15 protein-coding genes and 2 pseudogenes are annotated in these 22,408 nt (G+C 65.0%); 10 read left to right on the top strand and 7 right to left on the bottom strand.

Annotation, left to right across the window (positions count from 1 at the left end):
- Window positions 1-59 precede the first annotated feature (59 nt).
- The 3 genes and pseudogenes from ACVW17_RS13280 (at window position 60) to ACVW17_RS13290 (ending at window position 3,898) form a co-directional block, all read left to right on the top strand.
- Window positions 60-2,148, top strand: a pseudogene (locus ACVW17_RS13280) (M3 family metallopeptidase).
- Between the two features lie 14 nt (window positions 2,149-2,162).
- Window positions 2,163-2,801, top strand: a complete 639-nt coding sequence (locus tag ACVW17_RS13285) for a DUF1007 family protein (RefSeq protein WP_456756415.1) — start codon at window positions 2,163-2,165, stop codon at window positions 2,799-2,801.
- A complete protein-coding gene (locus ACVW17_RS13290) occupies window positions 2,798-3,898 on the top strand; it encodes a nickel/cobalt transporter (RefSeq protein ID WP_456797190.1) in 1,101 nt (366 codons plus the stop codon). The genes ACVW17_RS13285 and ACVW17_RS13290 overlap by 4 nt, the downstream gene beginning before the upstream one ends.
- Window positions 3,899-4,037: 139 nt before the next feature.
- Here the strand turns inward: ACVW17_RS13290 and ACVW17_RS13295 are convergent, their stop codons facing one another.
- Window positions 4,038-4,436, bottom strand: coding sequence for an MAPEG family protein (locus tag ACVW17_RS13295; protein WP_456752310.1), 399 nt, complete (start codon window positions 4,434-4,436; stop codon window positions 4,038-4,040).
- Window positions 4,437-4,552: 116 nt separating this feature from the next.
- On the opposite strand from ACVW17_RS13295, the gene hemH reads away from it, so the two are divergent.
- The 3 genes from hemH (at window position 4,553) to ACVW17_RS13310 (ending at window position 7,313) form a co-directional block, all read left to right on the top strand.
- The gene (hemH, locus tag ACVW17_RS13300; RefSeq protein WP_456752311.1) at window positions 4,553-5,590 is read left to right on the top strand and encodes a ferrochelatase; all 1,038 of its coding nucleotides are present in this window, start codon (window positions 4,553-4,555) and stop codon (window positions 5,588-5,590) included.
- A gap of 230 nt (window positions 5,591-5,820) precedes the next feature.
- Entirely contained in the window at window positions 5,821-6,825 is a 1,005-nt protein-coding gene (locus ACVW17_RS13305) for an SPFH domain-containing protein (RefSeq protein WP_456752312.1), read from the top strand.
- A 41-nt stretch (window positions 6,826-6,866) separates the two neighbouring features.
- Complete coding sequence (locus ACVW17_RS13310) at window positions 6,867-7,313, top strand: NfeD family protein (RefSeq protein ID WP_456797191.1); 447 nt, start codon at window positions 6,867-6,869, stop codon at window positions 7,311-7,313.
- Here ACVW17_RS13310 and ACVW17_RS13315 read toward each other — a convergent pair.
- On the bottom strand, window positions 7,310-7,645 hold the full coding sequence (locus ACVW17_RS13315) for a winged helix-turn-helix transcriptional regulator (protein ID WP_456797192.1): 336 nt from the start codon (window positions 7,643-7,645) through the stop codon (window positions 7,310-7,312). The two genes, ACVW17_RS13310 and ACVW17_RS13315, sit on opposite strands and share 4 nt — an antisense overlap.
- A 78-nt stretch (window positions 7,646-7,723) precedes the next feature.
- Between ACVW17_RS13315 and ACVW17_RS13320 the strand changes: the two genes are divergently transcribed.
- Window positions 7,724-8,263, top strand: a complete 540-nt coding sequence (locus tag ACVW17_RS13320; protein ID WP_456797193.1) for a carboxymuconolactone decarboxylase family protein — start codon at window positions 7,724-7,726, stop codon at window positions 8,261-8,263.
- A gap of 113 nt (window positions 8,264-8,376) precedes the next feature.
- On the opposite strand, the gene ACVW17_RS13325 is transcribed toward ACVW17_RS13320, so the two are convergent.
- A complete protein-coding gene (locus ACVW17_RS13325; protein WP_456752315.1) occupies window positions 8,377-9,384 on the bottom strand; it encodes a KpsF/GutQ family sugar-phosphate isomerase in 1,008 nt (335 codons plus the stop codon).
- 189 nt (window positions 9,385-9,573) lie between these two features.
- On the opposite strand from ACVW17_RS13325, the gene ACVW17_RS13330 reads away from it, so the two are divergent.
- Window positions 9,574-11,325, top strand: coding sequence for an outer membrane beta-barrel protein (locus ACVW17_RS13330; protein WP_456797194.1), 1,752 nt, complete (start codon window positions 9,574-9,576; stop codon window positions 11,323-11,325).
- Between the two features lies 1 nt (window position 11,326).
- On the opposite strand, the gene ACVW17_RS13335 is transcribed toward ACVW17_RS13330, so the two are convergent.
- From ACVW17_RS13335 to gltB, 3 genes and pseudogenes are all read right to left on the bottom strand, one after another.
- Entirely contained in the window at window positions 11,327-12,649 is a 1,323-nt protein-coding gene (locus tag ACVW17_RS13335) for a cold-shock protein (RefSeq protein WP_456797195.1), read from the bottom strand.
- A 230-nt stretch (window positions 12,650-12,879) separates the two neighbouring features.
- On the bottom strand, window positions 12,880-14,337 hold the full coding sequence (locus ACVW17_RS13340) for a glutamate synthase subunit beta (protein ID WP_456797196.1): 1,458 nt from the start codon (window positions 14,335-14,337) through the stop codon (window positions 12,880-12,882).
- Between the two features lie 148 nt (window positions 14,338-14,485).
- Window positions 14,486-19,238: pseudogene (gene gltB / locus ACVW17_RS13345) on the bottom strand (glutamate synthase large subunit).
- Between the two features lie 489 nt (window positions 19,239-19,727).
- Between gltB and ACVW17_RS13350 the strand changes: the two are divergent.
- Window positions 19,728-20,543 (top strand): hypothetical protein, encoded by an 816-nt coding sequence (locus tag ACVW17_RS13350; RefSeq protein ID WP_456797197.1) that lies wholly within the window; start codon window positions 19,728-19,730, stop codon window positions 20,541-20,543.
- Between the two features lie 220 nt (window positions 20,544-20,763).
- On the opposite strand, the gene ACVW17_RS13355 is transcribed toward ACVW17_RS13350, so the two are convergent.
- Window positions 20,764-21,237: an Hsp20 family protein gene (locus ACVW17_RS13355; RefSeq protein ID WP_456797198.1), complete on the bottom strand. Its 474-nt coding sequence runs from the start codon at window positions 21,235-21,237 to the stop codon at window positions 20,764-20,766.
- 220 nt (window positions 21,238-21,457) lie between these two features.
- On the opposite strand from ACVW17_RS13355, the gene ACVW17_RS13360 reads away from it, so the two are divergent.
- Window positions 21,458-22,405, top strand: a complete 948-nt coding sequence (locus tag ACVW17_RS13360) for an alpha/beta fold hydrolase (protein ID WP_456752322.1) — start codon at window positions 21,458-21,460, stop codon at window positions 22,403-22,405.
- Window positions 22,406-22,408 lie beyond the last annotated feature (3 nt).

The raw sequence follows: 22,408 nt of genomic DNA on the forward strand, positions 1-22,408 counted from the left end.
ATGCCGTATCGCGTGATATAGAGTGGGCCGCATTTTCAGGGCGAAAAACGGGATTTTCGATGTCAGAAACCAGCGCAGAAGCCAACGATCAGGTTCTTGCCAACCCCCTCCTGAAGGCGTGGGCAGACGCCGCTCGAGACGCCGCCCTTCGCCGAGATCAAGCCGGAGCATTTCCTGCCCGCCTTCGAGCAGGCCTTCGCCGACCATTCGGCCGAAGTGGCTGCGATCACCCACGATCCGGCGCTGCCCGACTTCGACAACACCATCACGGCGCTGGAGCGCTCCGGCAAGCTGCTGTCGAAGGTCTCGGCGGTGTTCTACGACCTGGTTTCGGCCCATTCCAACCCGGCGATCCTGGAGATCGACAAGGAGGTCTCGCCCCGGATGGCGCGGCACTGGAATCCGATCATGATGAACGCTGTGCTGTTTGGCCGCATCGCCATGCTGCACGAGAAGCGCGCTTCGCTCGGCCTGACCGGCGAGCAGATGCGGCTCCTGGAGCGCACCTACACCCGCTTCCGCCGCTCCGGCGCCGGGCTCGACGAGGCCGCAAAGGCGCGGATGGCGGAGATCAACGAGCGGCTCGCCCATCTCGGCACCACGTTCAGCCACCACCTGCTCGGCGACGAGCAGGAGTGGTTCATGGAGCTCGGCGAGGGCGACCGCGCCGGCCTCTCCGACACGTTTGTGGCGGCCGCCAAGGCTGCGGCGGAAGAGCGCGGCATGCCGGGCAAGGCGATCGTGACGTTGTCGCGCTCCTCGGTCGAGCCGTTCCTGCAGAGCTCGCAGAGGCGCGACCTGCGCGAGAAGGTCTACAAGGCCTTCATTGCCCGCGGCGACAATGGCAACGCCAACGACAACAACGCGACCATCGTCGAGATCCTCAGGCTGCGCGAGGAGACCGCCAAGATCCTGGGCTTCCCGACCTATGCCGCCTACCGCCTGGAGGATTCCATGGCCAAGACGCCGGAGGCCGTGCGCGGCCTGCTGGAGCGGGTCTGGAAGCCGGCGCGGGTCCGGGCGCTCGCCGATCGCGACGCGCTGCAGGCGCTGATCGCGGAAGAGGGCGGCAATTTCGCCCTGGCCGCTTGGGATTGGCGCTACTACGCCGAAAAGCTGCGCCAGCGCCGCGCCAATTTCGACGATTCCGCGATCAAGCCCTATCTGGTGCTCGACCACATGATCGAGGCCGCCTTCGACTGCGCCACCCGCCTGTTCGGCGTCACCTTCGCGGAGCGCAAGGACGTCCCGGTCTGGCACCCGGATGTCCGGGTCTGGGAGGTCAAGGGCCGCGACGGCAAACACAAGGCGCTGTTCTACGGCGACTACTTCGCGCGGCCCTCGAAGCGCTCCGGCGCCTGGATGACCTCGCTGCGCGACCAGCAGAAGCTCGACGGCGGCGTCGCGCCGCTGGTCATCAATGTCTGCAACTTCGCCAAGGGCGCCGACGGCGCGCCGGCGCTGCTGTCGCCGGACGAAGCGCGGACCCTGTTCCACGAGTTCGGCCACGGCCTGCACGGCATGCTCTCTGACGTGACCTATCCGTCACTGTCTGGAACATCTGTCTTCACTGACTTCGTCGAGCTGCCGTCGCAGCTCTACGAGCACTGGCAGGAGCGGCCCGAGGTGCTGCAGCGCTTCGCCCGGCACTACCAGACCGGGGAGGCACTGCCGGACGATTTGCTCAAGCGCTTCCTCGCCGCGCGCAAGTTCAACCAGGGCTTTGCCACCGTGGAGTTCGTCTCCTCGGCGCTGGTCGATCTCGAGTTCCACACCCAGCCGGCGGCGGCGAGCTGGGACGTCCGCGCCTTCGAGCAGAAGGAGCTGGAGAAGATCGGGATGCCCGCCGAAATCTCGCTGCGGCACCGGCCGACCCAGTTCGGCCACATCTTCTCCGGCGACCATTACGCCTCCGGCTATTACAGCTACATGTGGTCGGAGGTGATGGACGCCGACGCGTTCGGCGCGTTCGAGGAGGCCGGCGACATCTTCGATCCGGCGACCGCCAAGCGCCTGCATGACGACATCTATTCGTCGGGCGGCTCGCGCGATCCGGAGGAGGCCTATGTCGCGTTCCGCGGCCGCGAGCCCGAACCGGACGCGCTGTTGCGCCGGCGCGGGCTGCTCGAGACGTCTGAGGCGGCCTGACGGTGCGGCCGTCCCTGAACCGGCTGATCGCCGGGTTCGCGTTGGCGGTGTCCGTCGTGCTCGGCACGGCGGCGGCCTGGGCGCATCCGCATGTCTGGATCACAGCCAAAAGCGAGCTGATCTACGCGCCCGACGGCACCATCACCGCGGTCCGGCATGCCTGGACCTTCGACGACATGTTCTCGACCTATGCGCTGCAGGGCATCGAGACCAAGGTGAAGGGCGCCTTCAGCCGCGAGGAGCTGGCGCCGCTGGCCCAGACCAATGTCGAGTCGCTGAAGGAATACGCCTACTTCACCTTCGCCAAGGGCGACGGCAAGAAGCAGAAGTTCACCGAGCCGGTCGACTACTTCCTCGAATACAAGGATTCGGCGTTGACGCTGCACTTCACTTTGCCGGTGAAGACGCCGTTCAAGGCCAAACAGCTCTCGCTCGAAGTGTTCGACCCGACCTATTTCATCGACTTCCAGTTCGCCGAGAAGGAGCCGGTCAAGCTGGTCGGCGCCGCGGCCGACTGCAAGATGCAGTTCGAGCGGCCGAACAGCGACGGTACCGCCGCCGCGCAGAAGCTCGGCGAGCAGAACTTCCTCGACGGCAGTGCCGGCAATTTTGCGATGATGTTCGCCAACAAGATCACGGTGGATTGCCCATGACGCCGATCGCCTCCCGCGTGATGCGCGGCCTCGCCGTCTCTGCTGCCGTGCTCGCGGCGCTCGCGCTGCTCGACGGTACGGTGCATGCGCTGCTGGCGCAAAATCCGTTCGGCGCGCCGCGCGCGGCCGAGCCGCAGGGCGGGCTGGTCGGCTGGCTGTTGGCCAAACAGTCGGAGTTCTATCGCGAGATGTCGCAGACCATCCGCGCCGCGAAATCCGATGGCTCGGCGGTCTGGACGCTGCTGGCGATCTCCTTCGCCTACGGGATTTTCCATGCCGCCGGGCCCGGTCACGGCAAGGCGGTGATTTCGTCCTACATGGTCGCCAACCGCGAGACCGCGCGGCGCGGAATTGTGCTGTCGTTCGCCTCGGCGCTGATGCAATCGCTGGTCGCCGTCCTGATCGTGGGCGTCTGCGCCTGGCTGCTCAACGCGACCGCCAACACGATGTGCGGAGCGGAGAAGGCGATCGAGATCGCGAGCTACGCGCTGATCGCGGCGTTCGGCGCCCGGCTGGTCTGGGTCAAGGGCGGCGGCTTTGTCCGTGCGCTGCAGGTGCCGCGTCCGGCGCTGGCGCTGGCCGGCGCGCAGCAGCACGATCATGACCACCATCACCACGGCCATGATCACCATCATCATCACGCGCACGACGATCACGACCATCACCACGGCCACGATCATGGGCATGACGCGAGCCACGTCCATGACGAGCATTGCGGCCATTCGCACGGGCCGACGCCGGCCGAGCTTGAAGGACCCGGCGGCTGGCGGCGCGGCATCAGCGCGATCCTCACGGTCGGGATCCGGCCGTGCTCGGGCGCGATCCTGGTCCTGGTGTTCGCGCTGGCGCAGGGCCTGTTCTGGGCCGGCATCGCAGCGACCTTCGTGATGGGGCTCGGCACCGCCATCACGGTGGCGGCAATCGCACTCATCGCGGTGTCGGCGCGCGGCGTCGCGGAGCGGCTGAGTGCGGCGCGCGACGGCGGCGGCATGCTGATCATGCGCGGCCTGGAGTTCGCCGCCGCGGGTCTCGTGCTGCTGTTCGGGCTCGGGCTGTTGTTCGGTTATGTCGCAGCCGAGCGGGCGACGTGCCTTTGAGGTCCTAACTTCAAGTTATCCGTCATCCTGAGGAGGCGCGTCAGCGCCGTCTCGAAGGATGGACGGCCCGGCCGGTGGCCGATTCATCCTTCGAGACGCCGCTTCGCGGCTCCTCAGGATGACGGGAAGAGAGTTGGGCTCACCGCGCCAGATATCCCCGGATCGCCGGCAGGAAGAAGATCGCGATGTTGATGGCGAAGCCGATGCTCCAGAGGATCGAGCGCAGGGTCGGGCGATTGCCGATATAGGTGAAGACGTAGGCGATCCGCACGATCAGGAACAGCACGGCGAGCTCGTCGATCAGCCGCAGCGGGCCGACGCGGAATTCGGCGAGCAGCACGGCGAAGCCGAAGAACGGCAACGCTTCGAGGCCGTTCTGATGGGCGCCGAGCGCGCGCGAGCGGATCGGGTCGTCGTAGAAGTCGGGATCGCGCGGTCTTGAATTGTCGAACCCGCGGAAGCCGATCCATTTCACCGATACGACCGTCAGCAGCGAGAGCATCAGCGTCCCGAAGACGCACCATTCGGCGATCGTCATGGTTCCCCCTCATTCACGGAGCGGAACGTAGCCAACCCGCACTCGGCTTGACAAGGTTGGAGCAACGCGCGAAGCCCAAAGCCCCCAGGGCGAAGGACTTTAGCTGCAAGGCCATCATGAGCACGGTAATTCCGTTCGAGAGCCCGAAGTCCGCTGCGGCGCCGAAGCCGGAACGCGTCGGCGTGCTGCTGGTCAATCTCGGCACGCCGGATACGGCGGACGCCGCGGGCGTGCGGGTCTATCTCAGGGAATTCCTGTCCGATCCGCGGGTGATCGAGGATCAGGGCCTCCTCTGGAAGCTGATCCTCAACGGCATCATCCTGCGCGTCCGCCCGGCCCGCAAGGCGCGCGACTATCTGAAGATCTGGAACACCGAGAGGAACGAGTCGCCGCTGAAGACCATCACGCGGTCGCAGGCCGACAAGCTGGCGGAGGCGATCGCCGATCACGATCACGTCGTGGTCGACTGGGCGATGCGCTACGGCAATCCCTCCATCAAGGAGCGGATCGAGGCGCTGGCGGCGCAGGGCTGCGGCCGGCTCCTGGTGGTGCCGCTCTACCCGCAATATTCTGCGGCGACGTCGGCGACGGTCTGCGACGAGGCGTTTCGCGTGCTGGCCGGCATGCGCGCGCAGCCGATCCTGCGGGTGACGCCGCCTTATTATGACGACCCCGATTACATCGAGGCGCTTGCGGTTTCGATCAATGCGCATCTCGCGACACTGCCGTTCCAGCCCGAGATCATCGTCGCCTCGTTCCACGGCATGCCGAAGGAGTATGTCGACAAGGGCGATCCCTATCAGGCGCAATGCATCGCCACCACAAACGCGCTGCGCAAGCGGCTCGGGCTCGATGCCGTCAGGCTGATCCTCACCTTCCAGTCGCGCTTCGGCAATGCCGAGTGGCTGCAGCCCTATACCGACAAGACAATCGAGAAGCTGGCCAAGGACGGCGTGCGGCGCGTAGCCGTGGTCACGCCCGGCTTCTCCGCCGATTGCCTGGAGACGCTGGAGGAGATCGCGCAGGAGAACGCCGAGATATTCCGGCACAATGGCGGCGAGCAGTTCGCCGCGGTCCCCTGTCTCAACGACAGCGATCCCGGCATGGCCGTGATCCGCCAGCTCGTGCTGCGTGAGCTCCAAGGCTGGATTTAACAAGGCTGGATTTAACACGGCTGGATCTAACAAGGGTGGATCTAGCAAGGCCCGGATCGGATTGTTAACGATCGGTGACAGCAGGACCGGCTATTCGGTTGCATCTGGTAGTCCGACAGCAGCTTCCAATGTGCTAGGTAGAACGACAGCCGGCCTGAACCGGCGCCGCGGTCGTGCCGACCAATGCACGAGCGCGCCTGGCGACGGTCTCGCCGGCTCTGGAGGACTTCATGACTGGCTTCGACATTTTCGCGATTGCGTTCGTTCTTCTCGTCATCGTTACGCTATTCGCCGGGATCAAGACCGTCCCGCAGGGTTTCGACTGGACCATCGAGCGGTTCGGCAAATACACCCGCACGCTGTCGCCCGGCCTGAATCTGATCGTGCCGTATTTCGATCGCATCGGCCGCAAGATCAACATGATGGAGCAGGTGATCGACATCCCCGAGCAGGAGGTGATCACCAAGGACAACGCCACCGTGACGGTGGACGGCGTCGCGTTCTACCAGGTGTTCGATGCGGCGAAGGCGAGCTACGAGGTCGCCAATCTCAACCAGGCGATCACGGTGCTGACCATGACCAACATCCGCTCGGTGATGGGCTCGATGGACCTCGACCAGGTGCTGTCGCATCGCGACGAGATCAACGAGCGGCTGCTGCGGGTGGTCGACGCCGCGGTGTCGCCGTGGGGCGTCAAGGTCAACCGCATCGAGATCAAGGACATCGTGCCGCCGGCCGACCTCGTCGAGGCGATGGGCCGGCAGATGAAGGCCGAGCGCGTCAAGCGCGCCGATATCCTGCAGGCGGAAGGCCAGCGGCAGTCGGAGATCCTGCGCGCCGAGGGCGCCAAGCAGGGCCAGATCCTGCAGGCCGAGGGGCGCCGCGAGGCCGCCTTCCGCGACGCCGAGGCGCGCGAGCGTCTCGCCGAGGCCGAGGCCAAGGCGACCCAGATGGTGTCGGAATCGATCGCCAAGGGCGACGTCGCCGCGCTGAACTACTTCATCGCCGACAAATACATCAAGGCGTTCGGCCAACTCGCGGAATCGCCGAACCAGAAGGTGCTGATGCTGCCAATCGAAACCTCGAGCGTGCTGGGCTCGCTCGCCGGCATCGGCGAGATCGCCCGCGCCACCTTCGGCGAGAGCGCGGCATCCGCCAGCGCCGCAGCGCGGCGCGGCGGCTCGGTGCCGCCGGCCGGTCCACAGGCACCACCGCCGGTGCCGCCGCAGCGGTGAGGACGTGACGACGTCACGCCTGCAATGGTAGAGGTCGTATCATGGCCGAGATGTTTTCGACATTGGGTACCTGGAACTGGCTGATCTTCGGCTTCATCCTAATGGCGCTGGAGCTTGCGGCGCCCGGGGTGTTCCTGTTCTGGCTCGGGCTCGCGGCGCTCTTGGTCGGCCTGCTGTCCTTCGTGTTCACGCCGTCCTGGCAGGTACAGCTGTTGATGTTCGCGGTGTTCGCCGCGCTGGCGGTGCCGGCCTGGCGGCATTTTGCCAGCGGCGCGACCGCGGCGAGCAAGACCAATCCGTTCCTCAACCGCCGCAACGAAGCGCTGGTCGGCCGCGAATTCACGCTGGAGAAGCCGATTATCGACGGCGCAGGCACGGTGCGGATCGACGACACGGTGTGGCGCGTCGCCGGCCCCGATGCGCCGGCCGGCAGCCGTGTCAAGGTGGTCCGCGCCGACGGCGCCAGCCTGACGGTGGCCGCAGTCTAGCTGCCAGCGCGCTTGCTCCAGCGCTCGGCGAAGCGGTTCAGCGGCGTGAAGGTCGCAAACAGCTCTCTCCCGAGTGCGGTCAGGCCATAGCCATCTTCCGTCAGTTCGACGAAGCCTGCCTCGCGCAGCTCGGTTAGTCGCGTCTGCAAGATCGTCGGCGAGGCTTCGTCACAGGCGCTGCGCAGCGCGCGCGAGGTCAGCGCGCCCTCGCGCAGCTCCCAGAAGATGCGCAAAGTCCAGCGCCGCCCCAAGAGATCGAGCAGCGCCATGATCGGGCGGCCGGACCGCGAGCCGCGGACGCCGGGTTTTACTGTCGGAACTTGCTTCGCCATGTCGCGAATCCCGCTTGCGTCCCTCGCTACAGATATTGTAGCGTATCGCTACAGTAAATGTAGCAATGAGACCGAGCCATGTCACGGATCGCGCCGCTCGATCCGCCCTATGCGGCGGACGTTCAACAGCATTTCGACCGCATCATGCGCGGCAAGCCGCCGCTCGTGCTGTTCCGCATGATGGCGGCCCATCCGCGCGCCTGGGAGAAATTCCGCGGCGCCAGCCTGCTGGATCGCGGGCCGCTGCCGCTGCGCGAGCGGGAGATCGTGATCGACCGCACCTGCGCGCTGAACAGATGCGAATACGAATGGGGCGTGCATGTCACGGCGTTCGGCGCCGCCGCCAAGCTGTCCGCGCAGCAGATCCACGCCACCATGCACGGTGCGGCCGATGCCGATTGCTGGTCAACGTCGGAACAGGCGCTGATCGCGACGGTCGACGCGCTGCATGAGCGTGCGACGCTGGATGAGGCGGAATTCGCTGTGCTGTCGGCGCATTACGATGAGGATCAGATCCTGGAGATCATCCTGCTGTGCGGCTTCTACCGCACGGTCTCATATCTCGCCAACGCGCTGGCCTTGCCGCTGGAGCCGACGGGGGCAAGATTTCCGAAGTAATCACCGTCATTCCGGGGCGACGCGAAGCGGCGAGCCCGGAATCCATAACCACCATCGTGAGTATGGATTCCGGGCTCGCGCCAAGAGGCGCGCCCCGGAATGACAAAAAGGGCCTACGCCACGCCCGCGCGCAGCAGATCGTGCAGATGGATGATGCCGACCGGCTTCTTCGCGTCGGTCACGATCAGCGTGGTGATCTTCGAGGCGTTGAGCAGCTCGAGCGCTTCGCCGGCCAGCGTGTCGCGGCCGATCGTCTTCGGCGTGGTGGTCATCACCTCGTCGACCGACAGCGTCAGAAGCTCGGGCCGCATCTGCCGGCGCAGATCGCCGTCGGTGACGATGCCGACGAGATGACCGTGGCGGTCGACGATGCCGACGCAGCCGAAACCCTTCGACGTCATCTCGACCAGCGCATCCGACATCTTGGTGCCGAGCGGCTTCAGCGGCAGCGCGTCGCCGCTATGCATCAGGTCGCGGGCATATTTCAGCAGCGCGCCGAGCTTGCCGCCCGGATGCAGCACGCTGAAATCGGTCGAGGTGAAGCCGCGGCCCTCGAGCAGCGCGATCGCCAGCGCATCGCCGAGCGCCAGCATCATCAGCGAGGAGGTCGTCGGCGCCAGATTGTGCGGGCAGGCCTCGCGGGCCTTCGGCAGCGTCAGCTGCACGTCGGCGGCCTTGCTCAGCGTCGATTCCTTGTCGGCGGTCATCGCGATCAGCGGAATGCCGAAGCGCGCGGCATAGGCGATCAGGTTGCGCATCTCGGCCTGTTCGCCGGACCAGGACAGCGCCAGCATCACGTCATCGGCGGTGATCATGCCGAGATCGCCGTGGCTCGCTTCCGCCGAGTGCACGAAGAACGCCGGCGTGCCGGTCGAGGCGAAAGTCGCGGCGATCTTGCGGCCGATATGACCTGATTTGCCGAGTCCGGTCACGATCAGCCGCCCCTTGGCCTTGCGGATCAGCTCGGCCGCCGCCGTGAACGCCGCGCCGAGATCGGACGTGAGGGCGGCGGACAGCGCAGCGACGCCGCTGGCTTCGGCATCGAGGGTGCGGAGCGCCGACTGAACGGCGCCGTCATCGGGGCCGGATGATTTGGTCATCAGCGGTTTCGGTTTGGCCATTTCGGATTCCAGGGGAGGGGTTTTGCACCCGGGCGTCTCCCTTAGCACGTTCGATTCCGCGATGCGACGCGCGGCCGCCGCTCCTCAACGGCTCATTAACCATAATTGTTTTAACTCCATTAACGACGTTTTCCGCCACCCGGGGGAATGCGTACGTCAAGTGCATGAATTCGTTGGGGTATTTCCATCGTGGTGCGGCGGCCAGCAAGCGGCCCAAATCGGCGCGGACGCCTCGTTCGCGTGGTTTTGCCGTGCCTTTTGCTAGCGGCTCTTTTGCTGACTGCGACCGGCGGCCTCGCCACCGCCCAGACCGTGACGCCGGATTTGTTCAGCCCGAACCGGCAGAGCCAGGTGATCACCCAGGATTCGCCGCTGCGCCGGACCCAGCTCGACGCCATGGATCCGCTCAACGGCCTGAAGCTGCCGGATGCCGATCCCACCCGGCGTTCGTCGTCATCGACGTCGACCACAGAGCGCCTCGGTCAAATCCCGACCTATGGGCTCCCCGCCGCGAACGGCGCCGCGACGTCCGGCTATGACTCGCTCAACCGCAAACGTCTCAAGCCGAAATATTATCCGGGCCAGGCCAAGCCGAAGCCGCCGCCGGGACCGGGCTCGCCGGTGCCGCCGCCACCGCCGCTGAATGCGGCCGGGCAGCTGCGGCTGTCGATCCCGCCGTCGGAGGCTGCCGCCAAGGCGCCGCTGCCGCCGGCGATGGCCGGTACCATCGTCGGCCAGCCGCCGCGGAGGCGGCTCAAGCTCGACGACGATCCGTTCGGCGCGGTCGGCGATTACGCCGGCTCGTTCATGGTCAAGACCGCGGTCGAGGTGATGGCCGGCTACGACACCAATCCGGGCCGCCTGTATCAGCCGCAGGGCAAGGCGTTCTACATGGTGTCGCCGGAATTCGTCGCGATGTCGGACTGGGAGCGCCACGCCGTCGTCGCCGATCTGCGCGGCTCGTTCACCGGCTACGGCTCGCAGCTGACGCCGAACGCCGACGGCACGCCGCTGTCGGCACCGCTCGATGTCGACCGTCCGAACTTCACCGGCCATATCGACGGCCGTCTCGATGTCTCAAAGGACACGCATCTGACGGCGCAGGGCCGCCTGCTGGTGTCGACCGACAATCCCGGCAGCCCGAACGTGCAGGCGGGTCTTGCCAAATATCCGATCTACAGCACGGTCGGCGGCACCTTCGGCATCGACCAGCATTTCAACCGCATGCAGGTCTCGCTCGGCGCCACCGTCGACCGCACCGATTACCAATGGTCGAAGCTCACCGACGGCACCTCGTCGTCGAACGACGACCGCAACTTCAGCCAATATGGCGGCATCGGCCGCGTCAGTTATGAGCTCAATCCGGCGGTAAAGCCGTTCGTCGAGGTGCAGGGCGACAGTCGCGTCCACGATCTCTATCTCGACCGCGCCGGCTACGCGCGCGATTCGTCGGGCGGTTACGTCAAGGCCGGTACCTCGTTCGAGTTCACCCGGATGCTGTTCGGCGAGATCTCGATCGGCTACGCGATGCGCGACTATGCCGACACGCGGCTCAACCGGCTCGAGGGCCTGCTCACCACGGCGTCGCTGACCTGGACCGCGACGCCGCTGACCACGGCCAAATTCTATTCCGACACCCAGCTCGGCGAGACCACGCTGCCCGGCACCTCGGGCGTGCTGTCGCGTACCTACACCATCGAGGTCGATCACGACTTCCGCCGCTGGCTGACCGGCATCGGCAAGTTCACCTACGGCACGCTCGAGTACCAGGGCGACAACCGCAACGACACGATCTACTCGGTGTCCGCCGACCTGATCTACAAGATGACCCGCAGCCTCTGGATCAAGGGCACCGTGCGCCGCGACTGGCTGGATTCGAACCTCGCCGGACAGAGCTCGGCATCGACGGTCGTGATGCTCGGCGTGCGGGTGCAGAACTAAGTTAGTTCGCTAGACGGACCGTCTTGGCTCTCGGTTTGCCATATTTCACCGTCGGCTCGAATGATACCTTCTTCCCCATGCGCAGGCCGCCACCTTTAAACTCCTTGAGCTTAAAGTAATACTCAGCCTGATGTTCTCCTCCGCGAATAAAACCAAATCCGCCCGATCGATCGATCGATATCACGGTGCCCAGTTGACGACGCGGAGCGTCTTTCTTGATCTTTAGAGGACGACCAACATTCAGCGCTTTGCTGAGCCCATAGAAAACTTCGTACTCTACTCCTACCCTAACTTTAGGAGCCATGTTGGCGAGAGTGCGCTCACGAAAGCACCATCTGATGAAGAGTTCAGAGTCTCCATTCTCGGATGCATCCTTCTCTTTGTAGCAAATCACATTCTGCTCATATAGGAACTGAAGGAAGAGGCTCGACGACTCGAAGAATCTAGGTAGTTCTTTCCCTCCGCTGGTGCATTCGGCGACAAACTCATTGAACGCGTCAAGAAACTGAGCATACGAGAAAGTCCGTCTACCTTGCAGGTGCGAGAAGAACTGCAGGAAGAGATCGTACTCGTCCTGCGAGTAATAAAAGAGAAGCTGATCGCGAATCTCACCGAGCAAATACTCGGCATGGGCGTCACGAAATGAAGGGTCGTTGAAGTCCTCTGCTGTTACGTAAGGCGCGGTTTCTCTATTGCGCCGAACGATTTCCTGCATCGTATGAATCATCGCGTTAATGTCGCGAGGTCGATAGTAGCTGAACCTTAGGAAGGCCAGGAACGAGTTAACGCCGTGAGCATCCGATACATTGGACGCTCTGACATTCTCGGCATGGAAGGGAAAATAGTAATCCCACGCGTCTCCAAGTTTTGAAACGGCCTCGTCTTGCTGTACCGACAGCAACCGATCCGCTACTCGAAATAGCAGCGAGCTTCGATAGTCTTTGTAAGTCGTCATCCAGTTCAGAAAGACGGAATTGTCCCTGAGTTTTGTGTTGAGGTTGTGTAGGCCTGTTCTGAGAAAGATGTCAGGGCGAACTAGAAGAACGATGCGTAGCCTTCCCCGAGAGTCCTTAATGTTGGAGAGGAAGTCGTTGTTGATGGCCCAGATGGCAGCAATTAGACCTTGAACACAGTCGAAATAGTCCGAGTAGGCGGTCTTTCCTGTTCCTTTTTCGCCAACTAGGTAGAAGATGTTTGGGTCCAGGAGCCGATCGAGGAAATGATCTTTCACGAAATATTTCGTGAGGAGTTCCTTGTTTTCGCGGCGCTGATAGTTTTCCGCGTTACTAAACCCAACATTTAGGTCCGTAAAAAGTTTGTGCATTGAAATGGCCCCTCGAACGGAACGCAACCTCCCGTAGAGTCATGATTCTAGCTTGCGGCACAATGGCGCGCAATCTATTGACCGAGGAAGTTTCGATCTTGGAGGGGCCAGTCCCGAGGTCGCCCGACCTATATGGATCGTTCGCGACAAGCTGACCTTGAGCCGCGGTAAGTTTCGCAAGTACCATGCGAGATCGGAAGCGAGATCGAGCCGCGTGACCGCCGGGGTACCTACCCCGGCAAATCCGTCTTCCCCATCAGGAACGCGTCGATCGCGCGCGCGCATTGGCGGCCTTCGCGGATCGCCCAGACCACGAGCGACTGGCCGCGGCGCATGTCGCCGGCGGAGAAGATCTTTGCGCGCGAGGTCTGGTAGTCGTGCAGCGAGGCGCGGACATTGCCGCGCTGGTCGAGGTCGACGCCCAAGGTCTTGAGCAGGCCCTCGTGCACCGGATGGACGAAGCCCATCGCCAGCAGCACCAGCTCGGCGTCGAGCGTGAACTCGGTGCCGGGCAGCGGCTTGAACTTGTCGTCGACCTTGACGCAATGCAGCTTGCTGACCTTGCCGTCCTTGCCTTCGAACCTGGTCGTCAGCACGGCGAATTCGCGCACCGCGCCTTCGGCCTGGCTCGACGAGGTCCGCATCTTCAGCGGCCAGTTCGGCCAGGTCACGCCCTTGTTCTCGTGCTCGGGCGGCGCCGGCATGATCTCGAGCTGGGTCACCGAGAGCGCGCCTTGCCGGAACGAGGTGCCGATGCAGTCCGATCCGGTGTCGCCGCCGCCGATCACGACGACATGCTTGCCGCCGGCGAGGATGTCGACGGCGCCGTTCAGCGATTCGCCGGAGACGCGGCGGTTCTGCTGCGGCAGGAAGTCCATCGCGAAGTGGATGCCGGCAAGATCGCGGCCCGGGATCGGCAGGTCGCGCGGGGCTTCCGCGCCGCCGGTCAGCGCCACCGCGTCAACCTGCTTGGCGAGCTCCTGCGGGTCGATCGCGCCGGGGGTCGAGCCGCCGACGGCCTTGCCGTAGTGGAAGGTGACGCCCTCGGCTTCCATCTGTGCGACGCGGCGGTCGATAACGCCCTTCTCCATCTTGAAGTCGGGAATGCCATAGCGCAGCAGGCCGCCGGCCTTGGCGAACTTCTCGTAGACATGCACCTCGTGGCCGGCGCGCGCGAGCTGCTGGGCCGCGGCCATGCCGGCGGGACCGGAGCCGATCACGGCGACCTTCTTGCCGGTCTTCTGCGCGGCGATCTCCGGCTTGACCCAGCCATTGTCCCAGGCGCGGTCGACGATCGCGCATTCGATAGTCTTGATGGTGACCGGGTTGTCGTCGATGTTCAGCGTGCAGGACGCCTCGCACGGCGCCGGGCAGATCCGGCCGGTGAATTCGGGGAAGTTGTTGGTCGAGTGCAGGTTGCGCGAGGCTTCTTGCCAGTTGCCCTGATAGACGAGGTCGTTGAAATCGGGGATCTGGTTGTTGACCGGGCAGCCCGGCGTGCCCGGCACGGTCGAGCCGGTACCGTGGCAATAGGGGATGCCGCAATTCATGCAGCGCGCCGCCTGGTCGCGGGTGTCCTTCTCGCTCAGCGGAACGACGAATTCCTTGAAGTTCTTGAGCCGATCGGCGACCGGCTCGTACTTGCGGTCATGCCGCTCGATCTCGAGGAAACCTGTGATCTTGCCCATTTAAACCCGATGCCCCTGCATCATGTGTTCGTCTGTTCTGTTTCGTTATCTTCCGTCATTGCGAGGAGCGTAGCGACGAAGCAATCCATCGTTCGGCTTGTGGCGCTATGGATTGCTTCGCTGCGCTCGCAATGACGAGCTCGTGTCGTTACGCGCCGATCGCGATTTTCGGCTCGGCGTCGGCGTTGGCCTTCATTTCCTTCAGCGCGCGGCGGTACTCCACCGGCATCACCTTGCGGAATTTCGGCAGCCAGGTCTTCCAGTTGGCGAGGATCTCCGCCGCCTTTCTTCGAGCCGGTCAGCTTGGCGTGACGCGTGATCAGCACATGCAGCCGCTCCACGTCGGAGTCGAGCAGGTTCTGGAACACGTCGACCCGGCCATGCGCCTCGAGATCGCCGGAGTGATGGTAGGTGTCGGCGTTGATCATCTCTTCCGACAGCACCGGCTCCAGCTCGACCATCGACAGGTTGCAGAGCTTGTTGAAGTCGCCGGCCTCGTCCAGCACATAGGCGATGCCGCCGGACATGCCGGCCGCGAAGTTACGCCCGGTCTTGCCGAGCACCACCACGATGCCGCCGGTCATGTATTCGCAGCAATGATCGCCGGCGCCTTCGACGACCGCGACCGCGCCGGAGTTGCGCACCGCGAAGCGCTCGCCGGCGATGCCGCGGAAGTAGCATTCGCCCGCGATCGCGCCGTACATCACGGTGTTGCCGACGATGATCGACTCCTCGGGCACGATGCCGGAGATCTTCGGCGGCTTGACGATGATGCAGCCGCCCGAGAGGCCCTTGCCGACATAGTCGTTGCCTTCACCCTCGAGCTCGAAGGTGACGCCCTTGGCGAGCCAGGCGCCGAACGCCTGTCCGGCGGTGCCCTTCAGGCCGACATGGATGGTGTCGAGCGGCAGGCCGGCATGGCCGTAGATCTTGGCCACCGCGCCCGACAGCATCGCGCCGGCGGAACGGTCGGTGTTGTTGATCTCTTCCTCTATCCTGACCGGCGCGCCGCGATCGAGCGCAGCCTGCGCCTTCTCGATCAGCCGGCGGTCGAGCACGGCTTCCAGATGGTGGTTCTGGCGTTCCGAGTGATAGATCGTCTGGCCCTTCTCCTCCTTCTGCCGCACGAACAGCTTGGAGAAATCGAGGCCCTTGGCCTTCCAGTGCGAGACCAGTGCGGTCTGGTCCAGCATCTGGACCTGGCCGACCATGTCGTCGAACTTCTTGTAGCCGAGCTGCGCCATGATCTCGCGGACTTCCTCGGCGACGAAGAAGAAGTAGTTGATGACGTGCTCGGGCTGGCCGGTGAAGCGCTTGCGCAGCACCGGATCCTGGGTCGCGACCCCGACCGGGCAGGTGTTGAGGTGGCACTTGCGCATCATGATGCAGCCCGCCGCGATCAAGGGCGCGGTGGCGAAGCCGAACTCGTCGGCGCCGAGCAGCGCACCGATCACGACGTCACGGCCGGTGCGGAAACCGCCGTCGACCTGCACCGCGATGCGGCTGCGCAGCCGCTGGCGCACCAGCGTCTGATGGGTTTCGGCAAGGCCGATCTCCCACGGCGAGCCGGCATGCTTGATCGAGGTCAGTGGCGAGGCACCGGTGCCGCCCTCGAAGCCGGCGATGGTCACATGGTCGGCGCGCGCCTTGGCGACGCCGGCGGCAACCGTGCCGACGCCGACTTCGGACACCAGCTTGACCGAGACCTGGCCGTCGGGATTGACGTTCTTGAGGTCGTAGATCAGCTGGGCGAGGTCTTCGATCGAGTAGATGTCGTGATGCGGCGGCGGCGAGATCAGGCCGACGCCCGGCGTCGAATGCCGGACGCGGGCGATCGTGGCGTCGACCTTGTGGCCGGGCAGCTGGCCGCCTTCGCCGGGCTTGGCGCCCTGCGCCATCTTGATCTGCATCATGTCGGAGTTGACGAGATATTCCGTCGTCACGCCGAACCGGCCCGAGGCGACCTGCTTGATCGCCGAGCGCATGCTGTCGCCGTTGGGCAGCGGCTTGAAGCGGTCGGATTCCTCGCCGCCTTCGCCGGTGTTCGACTTGCCGCCGATCCGGTTCATCGCGATCGCGAGCGTGGTGTGCGCCTCGCGCGAGATCGAGCCGAACGACATCGCGCCGGTGGAGAAGCGCTTGACGATCTCCTTGGCCGGCTCGACCTCCTCGAGCTTGACCGGCTTGCGCTTGTCGTCCTCGGCGCTCTTGATCCGGAACAGGCCGCGCAGCGTCAAAAGACGCTCGGACTGCTCGTTGAGGATCTTGGCGAACGCCCGGTAGCGCTCCTGCGAGTTGCCGCGCACGGCATGCTGCAGGGTCGAGACCGACTCCGCGGTCCAGGCATGGTCCTCGCCGCGGGTGCGGTAGGCATACTCGCCGCCGACATCGAGCGCGCTCTTGTAGATCTGGCCGTCACCGAACGCGTCGGTGTGGCGCCGCACGGTCTCCTCGGCGATCTCGCCGAGGCCGACGCCCTCGATGCGGGTGTGGGTGCCGGCGAAATACTTCGTGACGAAGTCCGCCTTGAGGCCGACCGCGTCGAAGATCTGCGCGCCGCAATAGGACTGGTAGGTCGAGATGCCCATCTTGGACATCACCTTGAGCAGGCCCTTGCCGATCGACTTGATGTAGCGCTTGACGATCTCGTAGTCGTCGAGCGCGCCGGGCAGCCGGTCCTTCATCGCGAGGATGGTCTCGAACGCGAGATAGGGGTTGATCGCTTCGGCACCGTAGCCGGCGAGGCAGGCGAAGTGATGCACTTCGCGCGGCTCGCCGGATTCGACCACCAGGCCGACCGAGGTGCGCAGGCCGGTGCGGATCAGATGATGATGCACGGCGGCGCAGGCCAACAGCGACGGGATCGGGATCCGGTCGGTGCCGGTCATGCGGTCTGACAGGATGATGATGTTGATGCCCTCGCGCACCGCGCCCTCGGCGCGCGCGCAGAGCTCGTCGAGCACCTGCTCCATGCCCGCCGCGCCGAATCCGGCGTGGAAGGTGGTGTCGAGCGTGCGCGACTTGAAATGGGTCTCGGCGACGTCGGAGATCGAGCGGATCTTCTCCAGATCCGCGTCGGTCAGGATCGGCTGCCGCACCTCGAGCCGCTTGGTCGAGGCGACGCCTTGCAGGTCGAACAGGTTCGGCCGCGGCCCGATGATCGAGACCAGGCTCATCACGATCTCTTCGCGGATCGGATCGATCGGCGGGTTCGTCACCTGGGCGAAGTTCTGCTTGAAATAGGTGAACAGCTGCTTCGGCTTGTCCGACAGCGCCGAGATCGGCGTATCGTTGCCCATCGAGCCGGCGGCTTCCTCGCCGGTGGACGCCATCGGCGTCATCAGGATGTTGATGTCTTCCTGGCTGTAGCCGAACGCCTGCTGGCGGTCCAGGAGCGGCAGGTTGGAGCGCACGCCCTTGGCCGGCGCATCCGGCAGCTCCTCGAGCTGGATTTGGGTGCGATGCAGCCAGTCGCTGTAGGGATGGCTCTTGGCGAGGTCGGCCTTGATCTCGTCGTCGGGAATCAGGCGGCCCTGCTCGAGGTCGACGAGCAGCATCTTGCCGGGTTGCAGCCGCCACTTGGTGACGATCTGGTCCTCCGGAATCTTCAAGACGCCCATTTCGGACGCCATCACGATGCGGTCGTCCTTGGTGACGAGATAGCGCGCCGGACGCAGGCCGTTGCGGTCGAGCGTCGCGCCGATCTTGCGGCCGTCGGTGAAGGCGATCGCGGCCGGGCCGTCCCACGGCTCCATCAGCGCGGCATGGTATTCGTAGAAGGCGCGGCGCTGCTCATCCATCAAGGGATTGCCGGCCCACGCTTCCGGAATCATCATCATCACGGCGTGCGGCAGCGAGTAACCGCCCTGCACCAGGAATTCGAGCGCGTTGTCGAAGCAGGCGGTGTCGCTCTGGCCTTCATAGGAGATCGGCCACAGCCGGCTGATGTCCTTGCCGTAAGCTTCCGAATGCACCGAGGCCTGCCGCGCCGCCATCCAGTTGACGTTGCCGCGCAGCGTGTTGATTTCGCCGTTATGGGCGATCATCCGGTAGGGATGCGCCAGCGACCAGGTCGGGAAGGTGTTGGTCGAGAAGCGTTGATGCACCAGTGCCAGCGCGCTGTCGAAGTCCGCTTCATGCAGGTCGGGATAGTACTTGCCGAGCTGGTCGGCGAGGAACATGCCCTTGTAGATTACGGTGCGGCACGACAGCGAGCACGGATAATAGCCCGCCATGCCGCGGTCGCGGCGCTGATAGATCGCCTGCGAGATCGACTTGCGCAGGATGTAGAGCCGGCGCTCGAAATCGTCCTCGGTCTTGGCGGCGCCGTTGCGGCCGATGAAGACCTGCATGTGGTAGGGCTCGGTCGGCTTCACGGTGACGCCGAGCGAGGAATTGTCACTGGGCACGTCGCGCCAGCCGAGCAGCTTGAAGCCCTCGTTCTTGATCTCGTCGGCGATGATGCTCTTGATCACGTTCCGCCACGCCGCATCGCGCGGCATGAACAGCGCGCCGATGGCGTATTCGCCGGGCTGCGGCAGCTTGAAGCCGAGCTCCGCGGTCTTGCGCGCGAAGAAGGTATGCGGAATCTGCACCAGGATGCCGGCGCCGTCGCCGGCGCGCGGGTCGGCGCCGACGGCGCCGCGATGCTCGAGGTTGCACAGGATGTTCAGCGCGTCGGAGACGATCTGATGCGACTTCTGGCCCTTGATGTTGGCGATGAAGCCGACGCCGCAGGAGTCCTTTTCCAGGCTCGGATCGAACAGGCCTTCGGCTTCAGGACGCCAGGTATGAAGTTCAGGCGTATGAAGCTCGCGCGCGGGTTCGGCGGCTTTCGAGTCCGCGGTCGCCGACAGCGTACCTGCCACGATGATTTCGCGCTCGAATTCCGACCCGCTCATGTGTCCTCTCCCTTGCGTAAGGGGTCTCACCCTGTTTGGCGCACCTTGGACGTTGCGGCACCCACCGGGCCACCGCTCGTCCGCCGCGAGCCGCATTTTCCTAAATTCAGACGACGGGCGTTTCAACGTCCCCTGGGGGACGACCCTGCCTGCAGCATTCTCGGAGCCCGGGGCGCCGAGGTCCTCCTTACGAAGGTCGTCGTTGCAATCCCCATGCCGGGATGGCCTCGAAATTGAGACAGCCTTGCTGTCATAACCTCGACCTTGCCAAATTTTTGTCTATCACACAAGCGCGAGGAAGTCCCCGCTTGCATGTTTGGATCGGGCGGCTCGGCAGGCCAGCTGGCGCCCCCGATTCGAAGCAAACACGCCGTGATCTGGCCCACGCAGCGACCAAGGACCGCCGAATTTCAAACCGAAATTTTGTCCCCGGGCAAGCCGGCAAGAGAGCGAAAACGCTCCCGGGCGGGGCAGACAGGAGTTACGGCGATGAAGTTGTTCACAGGTTCGGTTGCAGCCGCCGCCTTCGCGCTCAGCGCGGGCTCGGCCCAGGCCCAGCTGGCGACGTCCGCCCGGATCGGCAGCCCGCTTTTGGTCAGGGTGTCCGACATCGGCGAGCCCTACGTCGCCATGCCCGAGGTTCCACCGCCGCCGCGCTATGGCCGGGTCCCGAGCCTGCTGCCGCCGGTCGAGGTCTACACCGTGCTACGCGAGAACGGCTATCTGCCGCTCGGCGCCCCGCAGCAGCGCGGCTTCGTCTACACCATCTCGGTGATCGACCAGGGCGGCGATGACGGCCGGCTGGTGATCGATGCCCGCGACGGGCACATCATCCGCTTCACCCCCGCCTATCGGCTCGGCGACAATTACGAGGAGGAGATGAGCGCGACCTATGGTCCGGTCGGCCCGATGCCGCGGCCGATCCAGGCGAGGGTGCCGCGGCCACCGCTCCCGATCCCCCATGTCGCGAGCCGCGTGCCGGTGCCGAAGCGAAGCCCGCTCTCAGCCAAATCTGCACAAGGTCTGGCCGAGGCCCCTGCGACCGTCCAGCCGCCCGTGCCGGCGGCCCAGGCTGCCGTCCCGCAGACCGCCGCGCCGCAGCCGGCTCCCGCCGAGGCAGCCGCACCGGCGCCGGCCGAGCAGGCGGCGGCACCATCGAAGCCGGCCGAGACCCAGACGGCGGCGCAGCAGACCGCTCCGCGGGCCGAGGTCCCGACCGTCGGTCAGGCCGCTCCACCGCCAGCGGCGCCCCCGCCGGCGATCCTGCCCACCCAGGAAATGCCGAAGGTGCAGGGGTTGGAGTGAGCAAGGTCGCTGCGTAGCCCGGATGGAGCGGAGCGACGTCCGGGATTCTTTCCCGCGGCGGGACTTGCCTCGGATTGCGCGGAGCCTGTCATCGGGCGCGCGTACGCGCGACCCGTTGGCTCCATCCGGGCTACGGACTGCGGCGCCACGACAAAAAACGCCCCGGTTTCCCGGGGCGTTTTCGCGTGCAGCCAATATCCGCTGACGCGGGAGGTGTTGCTTAGGCCGCGACCTTGGCCGAGCCGTCGACGACCTGCGGGGCCGTCTCGCCGCCGCCGATCGGAATGCTGCGCGGCTTCTTGGCCTCGGGAATCTCGCGGACGAGATCGACGTGGAGCAGGCCGTTCTCGAGCGAGGCGTTCTTGACCTGCACGAAATCGGCAAGCTGGAAGACGCGCTCGAAGGCGCGGGAGGCGATGCCGCGATAGAGCACTTCGGAGCCGTTGCCCGAGTTCTCGTTGGCGGTTTTCTCGCCCTTGATCGTCAGCGTATTCTCCTTCGCGACGATCGAAAGCTCGGCCTGCGAGAAGCCGGAGACCGCAACGCTGATCCGGTAAGCATTCTCGCCGGTGCGCTCGATGTTGTAGGGGGGATAGCCGGGGCTGCCGTCCGAGGTCACCTGATCGAGCAGGTTGAAGAGGCGGTCGAAGCCGACGGTGGAACGATAAAACGGAGTGAGGTCGTAGCTACGCATAGGATGAGTCCTCCAGTGAGCGACTGTTTCAGTTACCCGCCCGCCATCGGGCCGGGCTTAGATGTGTGCAGCCTGATGTTCCGGGTCCGAAACACTGGTAGCGGCCTGCACTCCGGTGATATGGGAGGGGTCACGTCGCGTTCAAGGGGCGGAAACCGCGTCGCTTTTTTTGCGCCGGCGTCCTTGATCTCCACCCTGTCTCACCGGTCCGGTCTCCTGCATGACGCTCGTCTCGATCCCCGCCAACCCGGTTCCGGACGACGTTGTCAGTGGCACCATCAAGACCCCCGATGGAGCCGAGCTGCGCTTCGCGCGCTGGGCGCCGCCGCCCGGCCGCAAGGGCACGGTCTGCGTGTTTGCCGGGCGCGGCGAGATGATCGAAAAATATTTCGAGACGGTGCGCGACCTGCGCGACCGCGGCTTTGCGGTGGCAATGATCGACTGGCGCGGGCAGGGCCACTCGTCGCGGCGGCTGCGCGATCCGCGGAAGGGTTATGTGCGCGACTTCGCCGACTACGAGGTCGACGTCGAGACCTTCGTGCAGCAGGTGGTGCTGCCGGATTGCCCGCCGCCCTATTTCGCGCTGGCGCATTCGATGGGCGGCGCGGTGATGCTGCGCCTCGCACATGCCGGCAAGCGCTGGTTCGACCGCATGGTGCTGTCGGCGCCGATGATCGACCTGCCGCGCGGCCGCGTGTCGCTGTTGCCGAGCGCGCTGCTCAGGATCATGCGACTGGCCGGGCAGGGCGGCCGCTACGTGCCGGGCGGCACCGACGAACTGGTCGGCCTCGCGCCCTTCATCGGCAATCCCGTGACCAGCGATCCGGTGCGCCACGCCCGCAACGCAGCGATCCTGGAAGAGGATCCGACGCTCGGCATCGCGGCGCCGACGATCGCCTGGGCCGACACCGCATTCACCGCGATGCGCACCTTCCGCGGCATGTCGTATCCGTCCGAGATCCGCCAGCCGATCCTGATGCTGGCGGCGAGCAATGACGAGGTGGTGTCGACCGCGGCGATCGAGGAGTTCGCCTATCATCTGCGCGCCGGCTCGCATCTGGTGATCGCCGGCGCCAAGCACGAGATCCTGCAAGAGCAGGACCGCTATCGGGCGCAATTCTGGGCGGCGTTCGACGCCTTCGTGCCGGGCACGCCGCTGTTCAAGTGAGCA

The sequence above is a fragment of the Bradyrhizobium sp. USDA 4473 genome (assembly GCF_054063335.1).